Annotated in this window: 13 protein-coding genes and 2 pseudogenes; 8 read left to right on the forward strand and 7 right to left on the reverse strand. The window is 72.3% G+C overall.

Going from position 1 to position 16,662, the window contains the following annotated elements; genetic code table 11:
- On the forward strand, positions 1-406 hold a 406-nt coding region (locus ACLEQD_RS18045), incomplete at its 5' end, for an OsmC family protein (protein ID WP_410385561.1).
- A gap of 64 nt (positions 407-470) precedes the next feature.
- Positions 471-1,022 carry an oligoribonuclease gene (orn, locus tag ACLEQD_RS18050; protein ID WP_410385562.1) on the forward strand — a complete coding sequence of 184 codons (552 nt, stop codon included), beginning with the start codon at positions 471-473 and terminating at the stop codon, positions 1,020-1,022.
- Between the two features lie 15 nt (positions 1,023-1,037).
- Here the strand turns inward: orn and ACLEQD_RS18055 are convergent, their stop codons facing one another.
- Together ACLEQD_RS18055 and ACLEQD_RS18060 are read right to left on the reverse strand one after the other, a co-directional pair.
- Positions 1,038-1,406 (reverse strand): response regulator, encoded by a 369-nt coding sequence (locus tag ACLEQD_RS18055; RefSeq protein WP_171413423.1) that lies wholly within the window; start codon positions 1,404-1,406, stop codon positions 1,038-1,040.
- Positions 1,407-1,604: 198 nt separating this feature from the next.
- Positions 1,605-3,152: a class I adenylate-forming enzyme family protein gene (locus tag ACLEQD_RS18060; protein WP_410385563.1), complete on the reverse strand. Its 1,548-nt coding sequence runs from the start codon at positions 3,150-3,152 to the stop codon at positions 1,605-1,607.
- A 68-nt stretch (positions 3,153-3,220) separates the two neighbouring features.
- On the opposite strand from ACLEQD_RS18060, the gene ACLEQD_RS18065 reads away from it, so the two are divergent.
- A complete protein-coding gene (locus ACLEQD_RS18065; RefSeq protein WP_410385564.1) occupies positions 3,221-3,790 on the forward strand; it encodes a hypothetical protein in 570 nt (189 codons plus the stop codon).
- A gap of 6 nt (positions 3,791-3,796) precedes the next feature.
- On the opposite strand, the gene ACLEQD_RS18070 is transcribed toward ACLEQD_RS18065, so the two are convergent.
- Positions 3,797-4,900: a hypothetical protein gene (locus ACLEQD_RS18070; RefSeq protein ID WP_410385565.1), complete on the reverse strand. Its 1,104-nt coding sequence runs from the start codon at positions 4,898-4,900 to the stop codon at positions 3,797-3,799.
- Between the two features lie 221 nt (positions 4,901-5,121).
- Here ACLEQD_RS18070 and ACLEQD_RS18075 point away from each other — a divergent pair, with 221 nt between their 5' ends.
- The 5 genes and pseudogenes from ACLEQD_RS18075 to ACLEQD_RS18095 all read left to right on the forward strand — a co-directional run bounded on the left by ACLEQD_RS18075 (position 5,122) and on the right by ACLEQD_RS18095 (position 12,535).
- Positions 5,122-6,366, forward strand: coding sequence for an efflux RND transporter periplasmic adaptor subunit (locus tag ACLEQD_RS18075; protein ID WP_410385566.1), 1,245 nt, complete (start codon positions 5,122-5,124; stop codon positions 6,364-6,366).
- Entirely contained in the window at positions 6,366-7,109 is a 744-nt protein-coding gene (locus ACLEQD_RS18080; RefSeq protein ID WP_410385570.1) for an ABC transporter ATP-binding protein, read from the forward strand. Before ACLEQD_RS18075 ends, ACLEQD_RS18080 begins: the two co-directional genes overlap by 1 nt.
- A gap of 19 nt (positions 7,110-7,128) precedes the next feature.
- A pseudogene (locus ACLEQD_RS18085) lies at positions 7,129-9,547 on the forward strand (ABC transporter permease).
- A gap of 31 nt (positions 9,548-9,578) precedes the next feature.
- Entirely contained in the window at positions 9,579-10,997 is a 1,419-nt protein-coding gene (locus tag ACLEQD_RS18090; protein WP_410385567.1) for a sigma-54-dependent transcriptional regulator, read from the forward strand.
- Between the two features lie 227 nt (positions 10,998-11,224).
- On the forward strand, positions 11,225-12,535 hold the full coding sequence (locus ACLEQD_RS18095; protein ID WP_410385571.1) for a sensor histidine kinase: 1,311 nt from the start codon (positions 11,225-11,227) through the stop codon (positions 12,533-12,535).
- On the opposite strand, the gene ACLEQD_RS18100 is transcribed toward ACLEQD_RS18095, so the two are convergent.
- From ACLEQD_RS18100 to ACLEQD_RS18115, 4 genes and pseudogenes are all read right to left on the reverse strand, one after another.
- The gene (locus ACLEQD_RS18100; RefSeq protein WP_410385568.1) at positions 12,504-13,025 is read right to left on the reverse strand and encodes a hypothetical protein; all 522 of its coding nucleotides are present in this window, start codon (positions 13,023-13,025) and stop codon (positions 12,504-12,506) included. The genes ACLEQD_RS18095 and ACLEQD_RS18100 overlap by 32 nt on opposite strands.
- A gap of 143 nt (positions 13,026-13,168) precedes the next feature.
- Positions 13,169-14,446, reverse strand: coding sequence for a hypothetical protein (locus ACLEQD_RS18105; protein WP_410385569.1), 1,278 nt, complete (start codon positions 14,444-14,446; stop codon positions 13,169-13,171).
- 1 nt (position 14,447) lies between these two features.
- Positions 14,448-15,668 carry a TonB-dependent receptor plug domain-containing protein gene (locus ACLEQD_RS18110; RefSeq protein WP_410385572.1) on the reverse strand — a complete coding sequence of 407 codons (1,221 nt, stop codon included), beginning with the start codon at positions 15,666-15,668 and terminating at the stop codon, positions 14,448-14,450.
- Positions 15,650-16,662 (reverse strand): annotated as a pseudogene (locus ACLEQD_RS18115) (hypothetical protein); the annotation flags it as partial. The pseudogene ACLEQD_RS18115 and the gene ACLEQD_RS18110, both read right to left, overlap by 19 nt.

A 16,662-nucleotide genomic window follows, 5' to 3' on the forward strand; every position in this document is an offset into this window, starting at 1 on the left:
GGGCGGCCGGGCCCAGGACATCCGCGTGGGGTCGCACTGGCTGCGCGCGGACGAGCCGCTGGCGCTGGGGGGGCAGGACTCCGGGCCCACGCCGTACGGCCTGCTGGCGGCGGCGCTGGGCGCGTGCACGTCCATGACGGTGCGCATGTACGCGGACCGTCAGGGCTGGCCCTCACGCGGGTGCGGGTGCGCCTGTCTCACGCCAAGGTGCTCGCGCAGGAGGGCGAGGAGGACGCGGCGCGGCCGGGCCGCGTGGACCGGATGGAGCGGCTCGTCCGGCTGGAGGGCCCTGACGGAGGAGCAGCGCGCGCGGCTGCTGCGCATCGCGGAGCGGTGCCCCGTGCACCGCACGCTCGAATCCAAGGTGGACGTGCGGACGCGGCGGGACGATTCGTCCACGGAGTGAGTGCGCGGGGGCCCCGGGCTGCTATAGGGACGTCTCTTCCCTTCGCGACAAGGATTCTTCGGACATGGCTTCCCGTGACACCCGCCTGGTGTGGCTCGACCTGGAGATGACGGGTCTGGATCCGGAGACCTGCGGCATCATCGAGGTGGGCATCATCGTCACCGGCCCGGACCTGCGCCCCCTGGGGGAGTTCGAGCGGGTCATCTGGCAGCCGGAGGAGATGCTCCAGCGCATGGAGCCCGTCGTGCGCGACATGCACACGAAGAACGGCCTGCTGGAGAAGGTGCGCGCGTCGAACACGTCCCTGCGCGTGGCGGAGCGCGAGGTGACGTCCTTCATCGCGGAGTTCTGCGACCTGGGCGAGGGCATCCTCGCGGGCAACTCCATCCACACGGACCGGCGCTTCCTCATCGACCACATGCCCATGGTGGACCGCTACCTGCACTACCGCATGGTGGACGTGACCAGCCTCAAGGTCCTGGTGCGCGCCTGGTACCCGGCGCTGGTGGAGCCGCGCAAGCCGCCCAGCGGGCACACCGCGCTCGCGGACCTGCGCTCCAGCATCAGCGAGCTGCAGTACTACCGGGACATCCTCTTCCGCGCGACGCCGGGCTGAGCAGAGTAATGCGCGCTACGCGCGGGGGCCCTCCGCGGGCAGCTGCTTCGCGATGGTGCCCAGCAGGTCGTCCAGCTCGAAGGGCTTGGCCAGGAAGTGGGAGCTGGCGCTGCGCTCCTCGTCCGTGAGGCGGCCCGCGCTCATCACCACCACGGGCAGGTCCTGCAGGTCCGGGTGGGCGCGGATGCGGCGCAAGAGCTCTCCGCCGTCCATCACCGGCATCATCAGGTCCAGCAGCACCAGGTCCGGCTTGGAGGCCAGGAGCCGCTGGAGGCCCTCGTCGCCGTTGTAGGCGGTGACGATGTCGTAGCCCTCCAGCGACAGGATGTCCTCCAGCGCCTCCACGATGGCGAGCTCGTCGTCCACGATGAGCAACCGCTTCATTCGGGGCTCCCCTCCACCGTCCGCACAGGGCCCGGCGCTCCTGCCAGCCGGGAGGCCGGGAGCAGGTGGGACGGGAGGCGGGCGGGGTGGGACTTCACGAGGAGGCTCCATTTTCTCTTGCCGGAGAAGGTAGGTCCTCCCGCGATTTCGGCCAGTGGACGATGTGGGTTCTGTTGAGCGGATGGCGGCGAATGTGTCCTAGGAGGCGGCCAGGCGCTCCTTGAGGACGTGTTTCTGGACCTTTCCCAGGGCGTTGCGAGGCAGGGCGTCGGTGAAGACGACGCGGCGCGGCTTCTTGAAGGCGGCGAGCCGTTCGCGGCACCAGTCCACCAGGGCCTGGGCGTCGGTGGGGGCGCCGGGGTGGGGGACGATGACGGCGACGACCTGCTCGCCGAAGTCCGGGTCGGGCAGGCCCAGGACGGCGGCCTCGGCGACGGCGGGGTGTTGGGCGAGGACCTCTTCGACTTCACGGGGATAGATGTTGAAGCCACCGCTGATGATGAGCTCCCGGGCCCGGCCGGTGATGCGCAGGAATCCGTCGGGGTCCCATTCGCCCAGGTCGCCGGTGCGGAACCAGCCGTCCGCGTCGAAGGCCTCCTGGGTGGCGTCCGGGCGGCGCCAGTAGCCGGTGAAGACGTGGGGGCCGCGGACCTCGATTTCGCCCGTCTCGCCGCGGGGCAGGGGCTGGCGGGAGCGTACGTCCACGACGCGCGCCTCCTGGCCGGGGAAGGGCAGGCCCACGGTGCCGGGGCGGCGCTCGCCGTCGTAGGGCTGGGTGGTGTTCATGAGCGTCTCGGTCATGCCGTAGCGCTCCAGGATGCGGGCGCCGAAGCGCGCCTCGATGTCCAGGCACAGCTGGGGGCTCAAGGGGGCGGAGCCGGAGACCCACAGGCGCAAGCGGCGCGGCGTCACGCCGGTGCGGCGGGACTCCTCCAGGAGGCGGCCGTACATGGTGGGCACGCCGAAGAAGAGGGTGAGGGACGCGTCGTCGTGCAGGGCGGTGAGCGCTTCGGCGGCGACGAAGCGGCGGCGCAGGTCCACGCTGGCGCCGGTGAACAGGGTGCCATGGAGGCCCACCATGAGGCCGTGCGTGTGGAACAGCGGCAGGGTGAGCAGGAGCCGGTCCGCGTCCGTCCAGCGCCACGCCTCGGTGACGGCGCGCACGTTGGCGAGCAACTGCCGGTGCTGGAGCATGGCGCCCTTGGAGCGGCCGGTGGTGCCGGACGTGTAGCCCAGCACGGCCAGGTCCTCCGCGCGAGGCAGCGGCAGGTCCACGGTGGAGGCCGAGCCCTGTTCCACGAGGGCGTCGAAGGCGACGGTGGGAAGGGATGCGGGGAGGCCCGGTGGAGGCGGCTCCACGGTGATGAGCCATTGCAGCGCGGGGAGTTGTTCACGCAGCGGCGCGAGCTCCGAGGCCCCGGAGGTGCCGGTGACGCAGACCTTCACCTCGGCGTCGGAGAGGATGTGGGCCAGCTCCACCTGCCGGTACGCGGTGTTGACGAGCACGGCGACGCAGCCCGCGGCCTGCACCCCCAGCCAGGTGATGACGAACGCGTCGCTGTTCTCCAGGAAGAGGGCGACTCGGTCACCGGGAGCCAGTCCCCGGGCCTTGAGTCCGCGAGCGAACGCGTTGATCCGCTCCGCGAGCTGGCCCCGCGAGTACGAAGTCCCCTCGAAGGAGAGCAGCGGGCGCGAGGGCTCGTGACGGGCATGGTCCAGGAACACTTCGAGCAGGGAGTCCGGCATGGCGCGCGAGCCTAACCGGGACGGGATACGCTGGGCGCAGGGGAGTTATTGAGTTCGAGGAGCGCTTCATGAAGAGGACTCATTCCATCCTGGCCTCCGCGCTCGTATTGGCGGGCTGCATGAGGGCCGCCGTTCCAACTCCCGCGAACTACGAGGAGGACCCCTCCATCACCTTCCCTCCGTTCTTCGCGCAGCCCGCTGTCTCGCTGGCGACGGAAGGCACGATGTACGAGCTGGATGGAGACACCCTGCGTGCACTCACCGTCGCCACCCGCGACCTGCTTCCGCCCCAGGACACCACCGTGTCCTGCGGAAGCCGCTGGGAGTCCCAGCAGTACCGGGTCGTCCGGCAGGGCGACGTCATCTTCATTCGCATCGACGAAGACCCCAGGGCGTGTGGCCGCACGCAGCCCGCGCTGGACTCGGGGGCGAGCTACGCCATCCACCGGGACGGCCGGAGCCTCCGGCGACTCATCGACGGCCAGCCCGAGGTCCCAGCGCATGCGGATGCCGGTGTGCCTTCCACGCCGGGAGAGCCCGGGGCCGCGTCCCCTGGAGCGCTGGGCGACGGGCCCTCACCGTTCCTGCCGCGCTCCTGGCAGGACGCGGGCACTCCAGGCCCCGCGCCCACCGAGTAACACCGCCTAGAACACCGACACACCCAGCGTGACGCTGCACAGGAAGCCGCCGTGCTGGCTGGTGGCGATGTCGAGATCATCCAGCAGGTTCGGGTCGCGGCCGTCCGCCGTGCGCCAGTTGTCCTCACGCAGGCGGAAGCCCCAGCCCACGCGCAGCCCCAGGTACATGGGGCCCATCGACTGACGCATGCCCACCGCCAGCGTCGCCACCGGCGTGAGCAGCTTGTCCGTCGTGAACTCCTCCGTCTCGTCGTTGAAGGTGAGGGTGGTCGTCGACTTGCCGCCCATGTTGAAGCTCATGCCTCCCTCCAGGAACGGGCTCGTGCGCGTCTCGCCCAGCGGATACAGGCGCACCACCGGCCCCACCCGGAAGCCCCAGGCGCCCGTGCCGCCGCTCAGGTTCAGGCCCAGCACCGGCGTCGCCCGGTACTCAAGCTCACCGCCGAAGATGCCCGAAGGGCTGTTGAAGCCCAGCGCCACCCCCAGGTCCAGGTTCGTCCGGCCACCGCCCCGGCGCGGCGCCTCCGTCTCCTGCGCGCGCCCCATCGAGTCCTGGCCCATCCCCTCCGCCGCCGGCGCGTCCGACCGCTGCGAATAGCCCTCCCAGTTGGCGTCCGAGCCCGCCTCCCCCGCCGAGGCCACCGGCACCTCCGCCGCCGCCACCGCCGGCACCTCCGCGCTCGCGGCCTCCAGCTTCTGGGCCTCGGCCAGCAGCGCCTGCGCCATCGCCACCGAGCCCTTGTCGCTCAGGCTGGGATTGACGAACTCGTACGCCAGCGTCTTGGTGCGCACCGGCTCGTGCGTCGTGGCCAGCTGATACGTCAGCCGGTACTTCTCCCCGGCCCGCGTCACCTTCGCGCTCAGCGTCAGGTCCGGCGCGCCCTCGTGCCGCGGGTCCATCAGGATGGCCTGCGTGGAGGACGTCTTCAGCGCCTCCTCGATGCCGTAGCGCGTCCGCTCCGCCACGGTCGCCGCCGCCAGGCCCGCGGCGTCCACGTCACTGCCCACGTCCTTGAGCTGCAGGTACATGGCGTCGGCCAGGGCGGAGAACGGCAGCAGGGTCGCGGCCAGCAGCATGCTGGCGCGCATCCGGAGGGCGGTGGAGCGCATCGGGGGTGTTCCTCGAAAATGTGTGGGAATTGAAGCGAGCAGCCAGACGGCCTGACGCTGTCTCTATTCAACGCCAGCACACTGCTTCACGGTGTCCGTTCCTGGGACGCGCCCTTCGCGCAACCGGGCAACGCGGCCGGCCTCCCCTCCGCCATCCCCCTGTTTCCGGGCGGTTGTCCACGTTCTGGGCCCTGGCACGCGGCTCGCTATGGCCAAGGCCCGTGGACATCCCGAAGGCCCGAGCGCCCCGCCGCAAACCCTACCTCCTGGCCGCCCTGGGCCTCGCCGCGCTCGTGGCGGTGACGGTGGGCCTCTCCCGGCTGCGTCCCGCCGCGCCCACCGTGGACAGGGCCTCGGTGTGGCTGGACACGGTGAAGCGCGGCCCGCTGGTGCGCCAGGTGAAGGGCACGGGCTCGCTGGTGCCGGAGTCCATCCGCTGGCTCACCGCCGACACCGCCGGCCGCGTGGAGCGCATCCACGTCCGGCCCGGCGCCACCGTCACCGCCGGCACGCTGCTCCTGGAGCTGTCCAACCCGGACGTGCAGCTCCAGGCCCTGGAGGCCGAACGCCAGCTCGCCAGCGCCGAAGGCGACTTCCTGGAGCTGCGCGAGGTGCTCCAGACGCAGCGGCTGTCCCAGCAGGCCACCGTGGCCGCCCTCACCGCCGAGGCCGCCGACGCCGCCCGCCGCTCGCAGGCCAACACCGCGCTGTTCCAGAAGTCCTTCGCCGGCGACCTGGAGACGCGCCAGGCCCAGGACAAGGCACAGGAGGCCGGCCAGCGTCTGGAGTTGGAGCGCCAGCGCCTGGACGTCATGTCCCAGAGCCTGCGCCAGCGGCTGGCCTCCCAGCAGGAGCAGGTGGAGCGGCTGAAGGCCGTGGCCCGCTTCCGCCGCCAGCAGGTGGAGTCCATGAAGGTGCTGGCGGGCGAGGACGGCGTGCTCCAGGAGCTGCCATTGGAGCTGGGCCAGTGGGTGACGCCCGGCGTGCTGCTGGCCAAGGTGGTGAAGCCGGACCGGCTCAAGGCGGAGCTGAGAATCGCGGAGACGCAGGCGCGCGACATCCTCCCGGGCCTGAAGGCGCAGGTGGACACGCGCAACGGCATCGTGGAGGGCACCGTCGCGCGAGTGGCGCCCGCGGCCAGCCAGGGCACGGTGCGCGTGGAGGTGTCGCTGCCGGACACGCTGCCCAGGGGCGCCCGGCCGGACCTCACCGTGGAGGGCACCGTGGAGCTGGAGCGGCTGGACGACGTGCTGTCCGTGGGCCGTCCGGCGGGAGCGCAGGCGGAGAGCACGCTGGCGCTCTTCCGGCTCCTGCCCGGCGGCGACGAGGCGGTGCGCATCCCCGTGAAGCTGGGCCGCGGCTCGGTGAACGCGGTGGAGGTCGTGCAGGGACTTTCGGAAGGTGACCAGGTGGTGCTGTCGGACATGACCGCGTGGGATGCGGTGGAGCGCGTGAGGCTGCGATGATGACGACGATGACGAACGACGGCGAGGCGAAGGCCGGGGTGCCGGGCGCGGTGCCGGGCCGGGCCCTGCTCCAGCTCGACGGGCTCACCAAGGTGTTCGAGACGGAGGAGGTGGAGACGCACGCCCTCTCCAACATCCAGCTCACCATCCGCCAGAACGAATGGGTGGCCATCGTGGGCCCGTCCGGCTCCGGCAAGTCCACGCTGCTCGCGGTGCTGGGGCTCCTGGACACCGCCACGCGCGGCAGCTACCTGCTGGATGGCAGAAGCGTGCTGGAGCTGTCGCCCACGGACCGGGCGAAGGTGCGCAACCAGCACATCGGCTTCATCTTCCAGAGCTTCAACCTCATCGGCGACCTCACCGTCTTCGAGAACGTGGAGCTGCCGCTCACCTACCGGGGGCTGCCCGCGCAGGAGCGCAAGCAGCGCGTGGAGCGGGCCCTGGAGCGCGTGGGCATGGCGCACCGGGCGCGGCACCTGCCGGGGCAGCTTTCCGGCGGCCAGCAGCAGCGCGTCGCGGTGGCGCGCGCCGTGGCGGGAGACCCGCTCATCCTCCTGGCGGACGAGCCCACGGGCAACCTGGACTCGAAGAACGGCGAGGCGGTGATGCAGCTCTTGTCAGACCTGCACAAGGCGGGCTCCACGATCTGCATGGTGACGCACGACCCGGCGCACGCGCGCATCGCCACGCGCACGGTGAGCCTCTTCGACGGCCGCGTCGTGCAGGACGAACAGCTTCGCTGAAGGGCGGGGGACACGGACCATGGAACACCTGCTCGGCGACCTGCGCTACGCGTGGCGCTCCCTGAAGAACGCCCCCGGCTTCGTGGCGGTGGCGGTGCTGACGCTGGCGCTGGGCATCGGCGCGAACAGCGCGGTGTTCAGCGTGGTGAAGGGCGTGCTGCTCACGCCGCCGCCGTTCGCGCAGCCGGAGCGGCTGGTGCTGCTGGCCCCGAACTTCGATGCCTTCGGCCTCAAGGAGGTGTCGAACTCGGTGCCGGAGTACCGGGACATGGTCACGCACACGAAGGCCTTCACGTCGCTCGCGGCCTTCCGGCCCAACGACATGACGCTCACCGGTGGGGAGTCGCCCCGGCGCCTGCGCGTCGTCGTCGCCACGGCGTCCTTCCTGCCCACGCTGGACGTCGCGCCGGTGCTGGGCCGGGGCTTCACCCAGGAGGAGGAGACGCCGGGCCAGGAGCAGGTCGTCGTGCTCTCGGACGCCGCGTGGCGCACGCACTTCGCGAAGGACCCGGAGGTGCTGGGGCGCACGCTGCGGCTGGACGGGGTGCCGCACACGGTGGTGGGGGTGCTGCCACCGGGCGGCGTCTACCCGGAGGACATGGAGGCGGTGTTGCCCTTCGCGCCCACGCCGCGGCAGCAGGAGGAGTCCCGGCGCGGCAACCGCTTCCTCAGCGTGCTGGCGCGGCTCAAGCCCGGGATGACGCTGGAGGCGGCGCGCGCGGACCTGGTGCGCATGGGCCAGGCGCGCACGCCGGACCTGGTGGGCCAGTACCAGCGGTGGGGCTGGTCCATGAGCGTGAAGTCGCTGGAGGACCAGGTGGTGGGCGGCGTCCGGGAGACGCTGTGGCTCCTCTGGGGCGCGGTGGGCTTCGTGCTGCTGGTGGCGTGCTCCAGCGTGGCCAACCTGCTGCTGGCGCGGGCGGTGGCGCGAGGCCGGGAGGTGTCCATCCGCGCGGCGCTGGGCGCGGGCCGTGCGCGGCTGGTGGCGCAGTTCCTCACGGAGAGCCTGCTGCTGGCGCTGGTGGCGGGCGCGGTGGGGCTGCTGCTGGCGCTGTGGGGCACGGACGCGCTGGTGGCCACCGTAGGCGAAGCCTGCCCGGGCGCAGGGCGTGAAGCTGGACGTGGCCTCCGTGCTCTTCACCCTGGGGGTGTCGGTGCTCACGGGCGTGCTCTTCGGGCTGGTGCCCGCGCTCCAGGCCAGCCGGGTGGACCTGCACGCGGCGATGCGCGAGGGCGCGAGGGCCACGGGGAGCCACCGCACGGGCCGGCTGCGCGCGGCGCTGGTGGTGGCGCAGGTGTCGCTCGCGCTGGTGTTGCTGGTGGGCGCGGGGCTGTTCGTGAAGAGCTTCCTCGCGCTCCAGCGCGTGGACGCGGGCTTCGTGTCCGACGGCGTGCTCACCGGAGCGCTCGCGCTGCCCAAGGTGCAGTACCCGGACCGGGCCCGGCAGGCGGCCTTCCAGCAGGCCCTGCTGCCCCGCATCCAGGCGCTGCCGGGCGTGGAGTCCGCGGGGCTCACGAACGTGCTGCCGCTGGGAGGCTCCACGGACAACAGCTTCGACATCGACGGGCGCCCGCGCCAGCCGGGCGAGCAATGGAAGGCGGTGGAGTTCCGCGCCGTCACGCCCGGCTACCTGCGCGCGTTGCGCGTCAACCCGCGGCAGGGCCGGCTGCTGGAGGACGCGGACGGGCCGGACGCGCCGTGGGCGGTGGTCATCAACCGCTCCTTCGCGGACCTCTTCTGGCCGAAGGGCGACGCGCTGGGGCAGCGGGTGAAGCTGCACGGCCCGGACATGCAGTGGACCACGGTGGTGGGCATCGTGGACGACCTGCGCGAGTGGGGGCTGGACGTGCCCGCGCGTCCGGCGGCGTACTACGCCCTGTCGCAGCTGCCATCCGTGTCCATGGGCCTGGCGGTGCGCGTGAAGTCGGGGGACCCGGAGGCGCTGCGCGCGCAGGTGGAGGCGGAGGTGCGCGCGGTGGACGCGGACCTGCCGCTGTTCGACGTGTCCCCGCTCACGCGGCGGATGGACGAGGCCACCGGGCCCCGGCGGCTGTCCGCGCTGGTGATGGGCCTGTTCGCGGGCGTCGCGTTGCTGCTCGCGTCGCTGGGGTTGTCGGGCGTCATCGCCTTCTCGGTGACGCAGCGCACGCGTGAGCTGGGCATCCGCATGGCGCTGGGGGCGGCGCGGGGGGACGTGCTGCGGCTGGTGCTGGCGCAGGGCCTGCGGTTGTCGCTCACGGGCGTGGCGGTGGGGCTGTGCCTGTCATTGGGGCTGGCGCGGCTGCTGGGGTCGCTCTTGTATGGCGTGTCGGTGGGCGACCCGTGGACGTTCGGAGGGGTGGCGCTGCTGCTCACCGGGGTGGCGCTGGGGGCGTCGTGGCTGCCGGCTCGACGGGCGACGCGCGTGGACCCCATCATCGCGCTCCGGGCCGACTGACGTTCCCTCTTTTCTGGCACAGTTCCGCTCCGTGGTGTCCCCCGTGTCCGAACCCGCTGCTTCCGCTCCTCGCCCCACCCGCATCCTCGTCGCCGACGACCAGCCGGACGTGCTGGAGGCGTTGCGGCTGCTGCTCAAGCGCGACGGCTACACGGTGGTGAGCGCGCAGTCCCCCGCGGGCGTGAAGGCCACGCTGGACGCGGAGGACGTGGACCTGGTGTTGATGGACCTCAACTACGCGCGCGACACGACGTCCGGGCGCGAGGGCCTGGACCTGCTGGGCGAGCTGCGCGCGCGGGATGCGCTGCTGCCCGTGGTGGTGATGACGGCGTGGGGCAGCGTGGAGGGCGCGGTGGAGGCCATGCGCCTGGGCGCGCGCGACTACGTGCAGAAGCCCTGGGACAACACGCGCCTCCTGGCCACGCTGCGCACGCAGCTGGAACTGTCCCGGGCGCTGCGACGCGGCCGGCGCCTGGAGGAGGAGAACCAGCACCTGCGCCGCGAGCAGGGCGGGCGCTCTCCGTTGGTGGGCGAGTCGCGCGCGATGCAGCCGGTGCGCAGGCTCATCGAGCGGGTGGCGCCGTCGTCAGCGCCGGTGCTGGTGACGGGGGAGCACGGCACGGGCAAGGAGGTGGTGGCGCGGCTGCTCCACGCGGCCAGCCCGCGCGCGGACCGGCCCTTCGTCGCGGTGAACTCCGGCGGCCTGTCCGAGGGCGTCTTCGAGAGCGAGCTCTTCGGTCACGTGAAGGGCGCCTTCACGGACGCGAAGGCGGACCGCATCGGCTGCTTCGAGCTGGCGGACGGCGGCACGCTCTTCCTGGATGAGATTGGGAACATGCCGCTCGCGCAGCAGGCGAAGCTGCTGCGGGTGCTCCAGACGGGGGAGCTGCACCCGGTGGGCTCGTCGCGGACGCGGCGGGTGGACGTGCGCGTGGTGAGCGCGACGAACGTGGACCTGGGCAAGGCGGTGGTGGAGGGGCGCTTCCGCGAGGACCTGCTCTACCGGCTCAACACGGTGGAGGTGCAGCTGCCGCCCTTGAGGGAGCGGCGCGAGGACATCCCGTTGCTCGCGGCGCACTTCCTCGCCGCGCAGGGCCAGCGCTACGGCCGTCCCCACATCCACCTGGCGCCGGGAGCCCTGGAGGCGCTGCTCGCGTATCCCTGGCCGGGCAACGTGCGCGAGCTGGAGCACGCGGTGGAGCGCGCGCTGCTGATGGCGGTGGGGGACCGGGTGGAGGCGGAGGACCTGCTGCTCAAGAGGGTAGGGCCCGCGAGCGGAGGAACCACGCGCCTGGAGGAGATGACGCTGGAGGAGGTGGAGCGCTACCTGATTGAGCGCGCCCTCGGCCGGCACGACGGCAACGTGAGTGAAGCGGCGAAGGCGCTGGGCCTGTCGCGCAGCGCGCTCTACCGGCGCCTCCAGTACTACGGCATCAAGGGCGCACGGTGAGCCGCGGTCCTCCGGCACCGCCCGACCCAGGCGTCACGAGTCCTGCGAAGCAGCAAGACGCATCGGCACCGCCCGACCCAGGCGTCACGAGCCCTGCGAAGCAGCAAGACGCATCGGCACCGCCCGACCCAGGGGCGACGGAGCAAGCGCGGAAGCAGAAGGCCCTGGCGAACGTCACGGGGCCTGCGGAGGCGCGCAAGCCACCCGTGCCGCATGACCTGCGCGTCATGTGGCTCACGGTCCTCGCGGGGCTGCCCGCGGTCGTCGTGTCGCTCGCGCTGCTGTGGACGGGGGACTTCACGGCGAAGGTGCGCTGGACGCTGTCCGTGCTCGTGGTGGGCGTCCACGCCGGAGCCTGTCTGTCCGTCCGCGAGCGCGTCGTGCGGCCCCTGCACACCGTCGCGGGGCTGCTCGCGGCGCTGCGCGAAGGGGACTACTCCGTGCGCGGCCGGGGCGGACGCGCGGGGGATCCGCTGGGTGAGGTGATGCTGGAGGTCAACGCCCTGGGCGACACCCTGCGCGAGCAGCGCCTGGGCGCGCTGGAGGCCGGCGCGCTGCTGGGCCAGGTGATGGAGGCCATCGACGTCGCGGTGCTCGCCTTCGACGCCTCCGGCACCCTCAAGCTGGTGAACCGCGCGGGCGCCCGGCTCGTGGGCCTGCCGCGCGCACAGCTCCTGGGCCAGCGCGCGGAGGCCCTCGGCTGGGGTGAGCTGCTGGAAGGCCCCGCCCCCCGCCGCCTCACGCGCGTCTTCGCGCAGCAGGACGGCGGCCCCTACGAGCTGTGGCGAGGCACCTTCCGCGAGGGCGGCCAGCCCCACCAGTTGGTCGTGCTCACCGACCTGCGTCTGGCATTGCGCGAGGAGGAACGCGAAGCCTGGCGCCGGCTGGTCCGCGTGCTCAGCCACGAGATCAACAACTCCCTCACCCCCATCCAGTCCATCGCGGACGCCCTCCGGGACACCGTCGCCCAGGTGCCGCGCCCCGCGGACTGGGAGGAGGACACCCGTCACGGCCTGGGCATCATCGCCCGCCGCGCGGAAGCCCTGTCGCGCTTCATGTCCGCCCACGCCCGGCTCGCGCGCCTGCCCCCGCCCACCCTGGGGGCCGTCGAGGTGGAGCCCTGGGTGCGGCGCGTGGTGGCGCTGGAGCCGCGCCGCCCCGTCGCCGTGCGCCCCGGCCCCGTCCTCACCGTGTCCGGAGACGCGGACCAGCTGGAACAACTGCTCATCAACCTGGTGCGCAACGCCGTGGACGCGGTCCTGTCGGAAGGGGGCACGGGCGGTGTCTGGGTTTCCTGGGCGGTGCACGCGCCCGGCGCCGTGGAGGTCTGGGTGGAAGACGAGGGCCCGGGCCTCGCCGACACCGCGAACCTCTTCGTGCCCTTCTTCACCACCAAGCCCCAGGGCAATGGCATCGGCCTGGCGCTCAGCCGGCAGATCGCCGAAGCCCACGGCGGCAGCCTGCGCCTGGAGAACCGCACCGGCGGCCGGGGCTGCCGGGCGAGGCTCAGGCTCCCGCTGGACGCTCCGCGCGCGTGAAGCCCTTCTTGCCGGCCGCCGGTGTGGACGCGGCGTCAGGCGCGGCGGGAACGGCGTCCGGTTCGGGGACCGGCGCGGCCAGCCGGTAGAGCAGCGCGGTCGCCGCCCAGAAGAACAGCACGCTGAACCCCACGTGGATCCACCGCGCCCCGTGCCAGTGCTGGAGCGAGCGGGGCAGCGCCTCCTCCGTGACGAAGCCGCCCAGCCACTGCCCCAGCCAGCACAGCCCCGTCACCCACAGCACGCGCTGCCACGAAGCCACCCGCGTGCCCCCCAGGGCATACCGGTGCAGGGCCCACAACACCCCCACCGCGCAGCCCCACAGGGCCAGGCGTGTCAGCGACAGCCCCTGGCGCGAAGGACCTGACGGGTTCAGCTCCAGCACCCCGAAGGCCGGCGCCAGGATGAGCACCTGCACCAGCAACACCCGGCGCACCCGCTCCGTCAGTCCCTTGAGGAGCTGCCCATACGTCCAGGTCAGCGCAATCATGGGGCCCTCCTCGGGCACGAATGAGCGGAGCTACACGAGAAGAACGGTTCGCCCTTTATTTCTTGATTTATTCGATTGGGAAGAACTCCCGGGCTCCATCCCACCCAAGCAATCTCCATGGGTTGGGTGGGCTCCCGCAAAGACTATTCAAAGATGGACACCTCGGAGAGGGTATAGAACTCAGCGGGTGGGGAGGTGCCGTCGTAGATAAGGGATTCCACGGAGAGCCGCACGAAGCGCACGGGCGCCGTGCCGGAGAGGGGCACGTCCTGGAAGACCGGCTCCTGGACGCCCAGGCGGAGCGGCCCGTCCCCGAAGGGAGACTCTCCTCCGGTGGGCTCGGAGTAGACGCCGAACGTCGCATCGCGCAGGGACTGCTCCAGCGGGCTCATGTCCCGCAGCAGGACGCGTGCCAGGGATTGCCATTGTTCGCCGTCCACACTGCCCTCCAGGACGAGCCAATCCCTACCGCCTCTGCCTTGCAGGTAGTACAGCCCGCGCACCACCGCGCGCTGGGGCACGCCCGGCTGGGGCAGGGTGATGACGACACTGTGGTGGCGGGGGTCGGTCTCCTCCTTCCAGAAGTCCACCGGGGTGAGCAGGCCATCCGTCCATGGACAGGCATCGGCAAGGGATGGCTCGCACGTCGCGCCGCGGCTGAGGGGGCGCAGTGTCCCCGCGGGCAGCGGTTCGGCGCCGGTGCGCCACTCCTGCCGGAAGTAGACGGAGCTGGACTCACCGCCCAGCGGAGAGAACAACCACTCGCCCATGCTGGCGGCGCGCAGCCGCACCTGGGGCGCGGCGAAGTCCTCCAGCACGTACGGGCTCGGCGTCCATGGGGACGCCATGCCCTGCTGCCGCCACAGCAGCTCGCCGCCGGACGTGACCCACAGCAGGGGCTCCGGGACGGTGGGCAGCAGGGGAATCGCCGAACCGTCCTCGCCGAGCAGCTCCAGCGTGTCGGCCGTCTCCGGCACGGGAGGCGCCGGGGGCGCGGGCGGGAAGGTCACGGTGGGGCCCTGGTCGCTGCTGCCCACGACCGGGTGCGCGTCCCACGGCTTCAGCGTGGGCAGCTCCACGTCGTCCTGCATGGAGAAGGAGAGGAAGGTCCCGCTGCCGTCCGCCTCCAGCGGCAGCGCCAGCCGCAGCTGGTTCCGGGTGCGGAAGAAGTCCACCTCGCGCACGGCGTCCCCGCTCAGCATCTCCAGGGTGAAGTCGCCCGAGGCCTCCGTGGTGGCGGTGGCGAGCGGCGTGTAGAGGTCGTCGTCCAGCCGCTCCAGGGTCAGCGTCTCGCCGGCGCGCGGCGTGCCGTCCCGGTGGAGCGCGCGGCCGTACGCGAAGATGGGGTCCTCGGGATGGCGGTCGCAGCCGGTGGCGGCGCAGGCCAGCAGCCCCAGGGAGGTGACGAGTGCGCGTCGCATGTCAGTAGGTCGCCTTGAGCCCGAAGAGGGGGAGGATGACGGGGATGCGGACGGGGGCGCGCACGGGGCGGACGTCCTCGTGGGGGGAGCCCTCGTAGTCGCCGCCCTCGAAGCGGTACTCGTAGGCCACCACCTCCTGCTGCGCGGAGAGGTTGAGCACGTCGAGCGACGCCTCCAGCGTGAAGTCCTGGTAGGCCCACGACTTCGCGATGCGCGCGTCCACGCGGAAGAAGGACGACAGCCGCTGCGTGCGGTCCAGATCCTGGCGCACCCATCGGGTGGACCCGTCGTCGTTCGTCACCCAGCGCTGCGTCTGGGAGGTGATCTGCCCCGACTCCGGACGGCCGGTGTTGAAGTGCACCACCGTGCCCACGGTCCAGTTGTTGCCGAACTTGTAGCTGAGCGCGGCGTTGAGCGTGTGGGCCTGCTCGAAGGCGAAGGGCAGCGTGCCCTCCACCGTCTCCACCACCCGGTTGTCATCCCCGATGCGGCCGAAGCGCACCTTCCGCTTGCTCTGCAGGAAGCTGTAGGACACCCAGCCGAACCAGTGACGGCCCAGCGGGTGGCGGGCCATCAGGTCGAAGCCGTAGGCGTAGCCGCTGGTGGCGGGGTCCTCGCCCAGGCTGCCCCGGCGCCGGCGGTTCTCCGCCACGTCCACCAGGTCGAACTCCACCGCGCGGGACAGCGGGTTGAAGTACGCGTCCGCGCTCAGCTCCAGCCCCTCGAAGGCCTTCCACTCCGCGCCCACGTCGAACTGCGCGCCGGACTGGAGGCCGTAGCGCAGGCTCGCGGTGTCGATGGCGGGCACGTGCACGAGCACGGTGGGCGGCTGGTGGTACAGGCCCGCGCCGCCCTTGAGCGTGAGGGTGTCCGTCAGCGTGTGGCGCACGGACAGGCGCGGCTCCACCGCGGTGAAGGTCATGCCCGGCACCAGGTGGTACGCGTCCACGCGCAGGCCCGGCGTCACCACCCAGGTGCCGGATGGCTTCCACGTGGCGGACGCATACGCGCCGGAGAAGGTGGCCAGCGCGCTGGGCCGCTTGAGCGGATCCGCGTCGTCGGAGGGCCGCCAGCCCGGAGGCCGCGCGGTGCCGGTGAGCGTGGTGGCGGACCGGCGGTGCTCCACGTCCGCGCCCACGGCCAGGTCGAGCGAGGACGTGAGCGCGCGGTGCCACCCCGCGCGAGCGGAGACGCTCACCTGGCTCAGCCCGTACTCGCCCACGTCCTCGCGGGTGAAGGCGCCTCCGGGGGTGGCCCGTGTCTGCTCGCCGTTGAGGCCCAGGCCGTCCCAGCCCAGCGTGACGCCAAGCTCTCCCTCGCCGTCGGCCACCGGGTGCGTGCCGCGCAGGTCGATGCGGTGGAAGCGCGACACGACGCCGCCCCGTCCGCTCCCTCGCGCAGCTCCGGCGAGATGCCCACGTCGTCGGAGCTGCCCAGCGCGAACAGGCGCAGGCGGCCCTGGCCCACCTTCTGCTCGATGCGCGCCTGGTAGTCCCAGAAGCCCGCGCGCAGCTGCTCCGCCTCCTCGCTCTGGAAGGCGTTGGCCGCCAGCGAGATGAGCAGCGCGGAGTAGCTGAAGCGGCCCGCCAGGGTGACGCTGGTGCCGGTGGACTCGAAGGGCTGCTCGATGAAGCCGCCCGCGTTGAGCAGGTCCGCGTAGGCGGTGAAGTGCAGCCGGTCCTCGCGAGGACGGCTGATGCGGCCCTCCACCGCGCCCCCCAGCACGCGGCCGTACCGCACCGGCGGCGAGCCTGGATGAAAGTCCACGGTGTCGATGAAGTCCGGGTGCACCACCGCGGGCCCGAGCAGCAGGTGGTACAGCATCGGGATGCGCACGCCGTCCAGGAAGAAGCCCGTGGCCGCGGGCTGGCTGCCGCGCACCACCGGGTAGCTGATGCCTGACGCGAGGCTGCCCACGCCCGGCATCAGCATCACCACGCGGAACGGGTCGCCCAGCGTGCCGGGCACCTCGCGGAGCTCCTGCTCGTGCAGGCTGATGCGCGTCACCTCCGTGCGCGGGCGGTCGTCGCGCACCACCGTCTCGTAGGGGTTCACCTCGCGCGGCTGGAGCCGGTAGACGACCTGGAGCGTCTGGCCTTGCGTCAGCGTCTCCGCGAACGCCGTCGTCGCGTGGCCCGGCGCGCGGACCTCCAGCGTGTGCGCGCCCGGCGTCACGTCCAGCGCGAAGCGGCCCTGCGCGTCCGTGGTGGCGGCGG

Source organism: Corallococcus sp. 4LFB (assembly GCF_046520365.1).
Classification (GTDB): domain Bacteria; phylum Myxococcota; class Myxococcia; order Myxococcales; family Myxococcaceae; genus Corallococcus; species Corallococcus caeni.

Coding starts and splice junctions, on each gene's coding strand:
- ACLEQD_RS18095 (WP_410385571.1), top strand. CDS start 11,225: ATGTGGCTCACGGTCCTCGCGGGGCTGCCCGCGGTCGTCGTGTCGCTC.
- ACLEQD_RS18105 (WP_410385569.1), bottom strand. CDS start 14,446: ATGCGACGCGCACTCGTCACCTCCCTGGGGCTGCTGGCCTGCGCCGCC.
- ACLEQD_RS18070 (WP_410385565.1), bottom strand. CDS start 4,900: ATGCGCTCCACCGCCCTCCGGATGCGCGCCAGCATGCTGCTGGCCGCG.
- ACLEQD_RS18060 (WP_410385563.1), bottom strand. CDS start 3,152: ATGCCGGACTCCCTGCTCGAAGTGTTCCTGGACCATGCCCGTCACGAG.
- ACLEQD_RS18080 (WP_410385570.1), top strand. CDS start 6,366: ATGACGACGATGACGAACGACGGCGAGGCGAAGGCCGGGGTGCCGGGC.
- ACLEQD_RS18065 (WP_410385564.1), top strand. CDS start 3,221: ATGAAGAGGACTCATTCCATCCTGGCCTCCGCGCTCGTATTGGCGGGC.
- orn (WP_410385562.1), top strand. CDS start 471: ATGGCTTCCCGTGACACCCGCCTGGTGTGGCTCGACCTGGAGATGACG.
- ACLEQD_RS18100 (WP_410385568.1), bottom strand. CDS start 13,025: ATGATTGCGCTGACCTGGACGTATGGGCAGCTCCTCAAGGGACTGACG.
- ACLEQD_RS18055 (WP_171413423.1), bottom strand. CDS start 1,406: ATGAAGCGGTTGCTCATCGTGGACGACGAGCTCGCCATCGTGGAGGCG.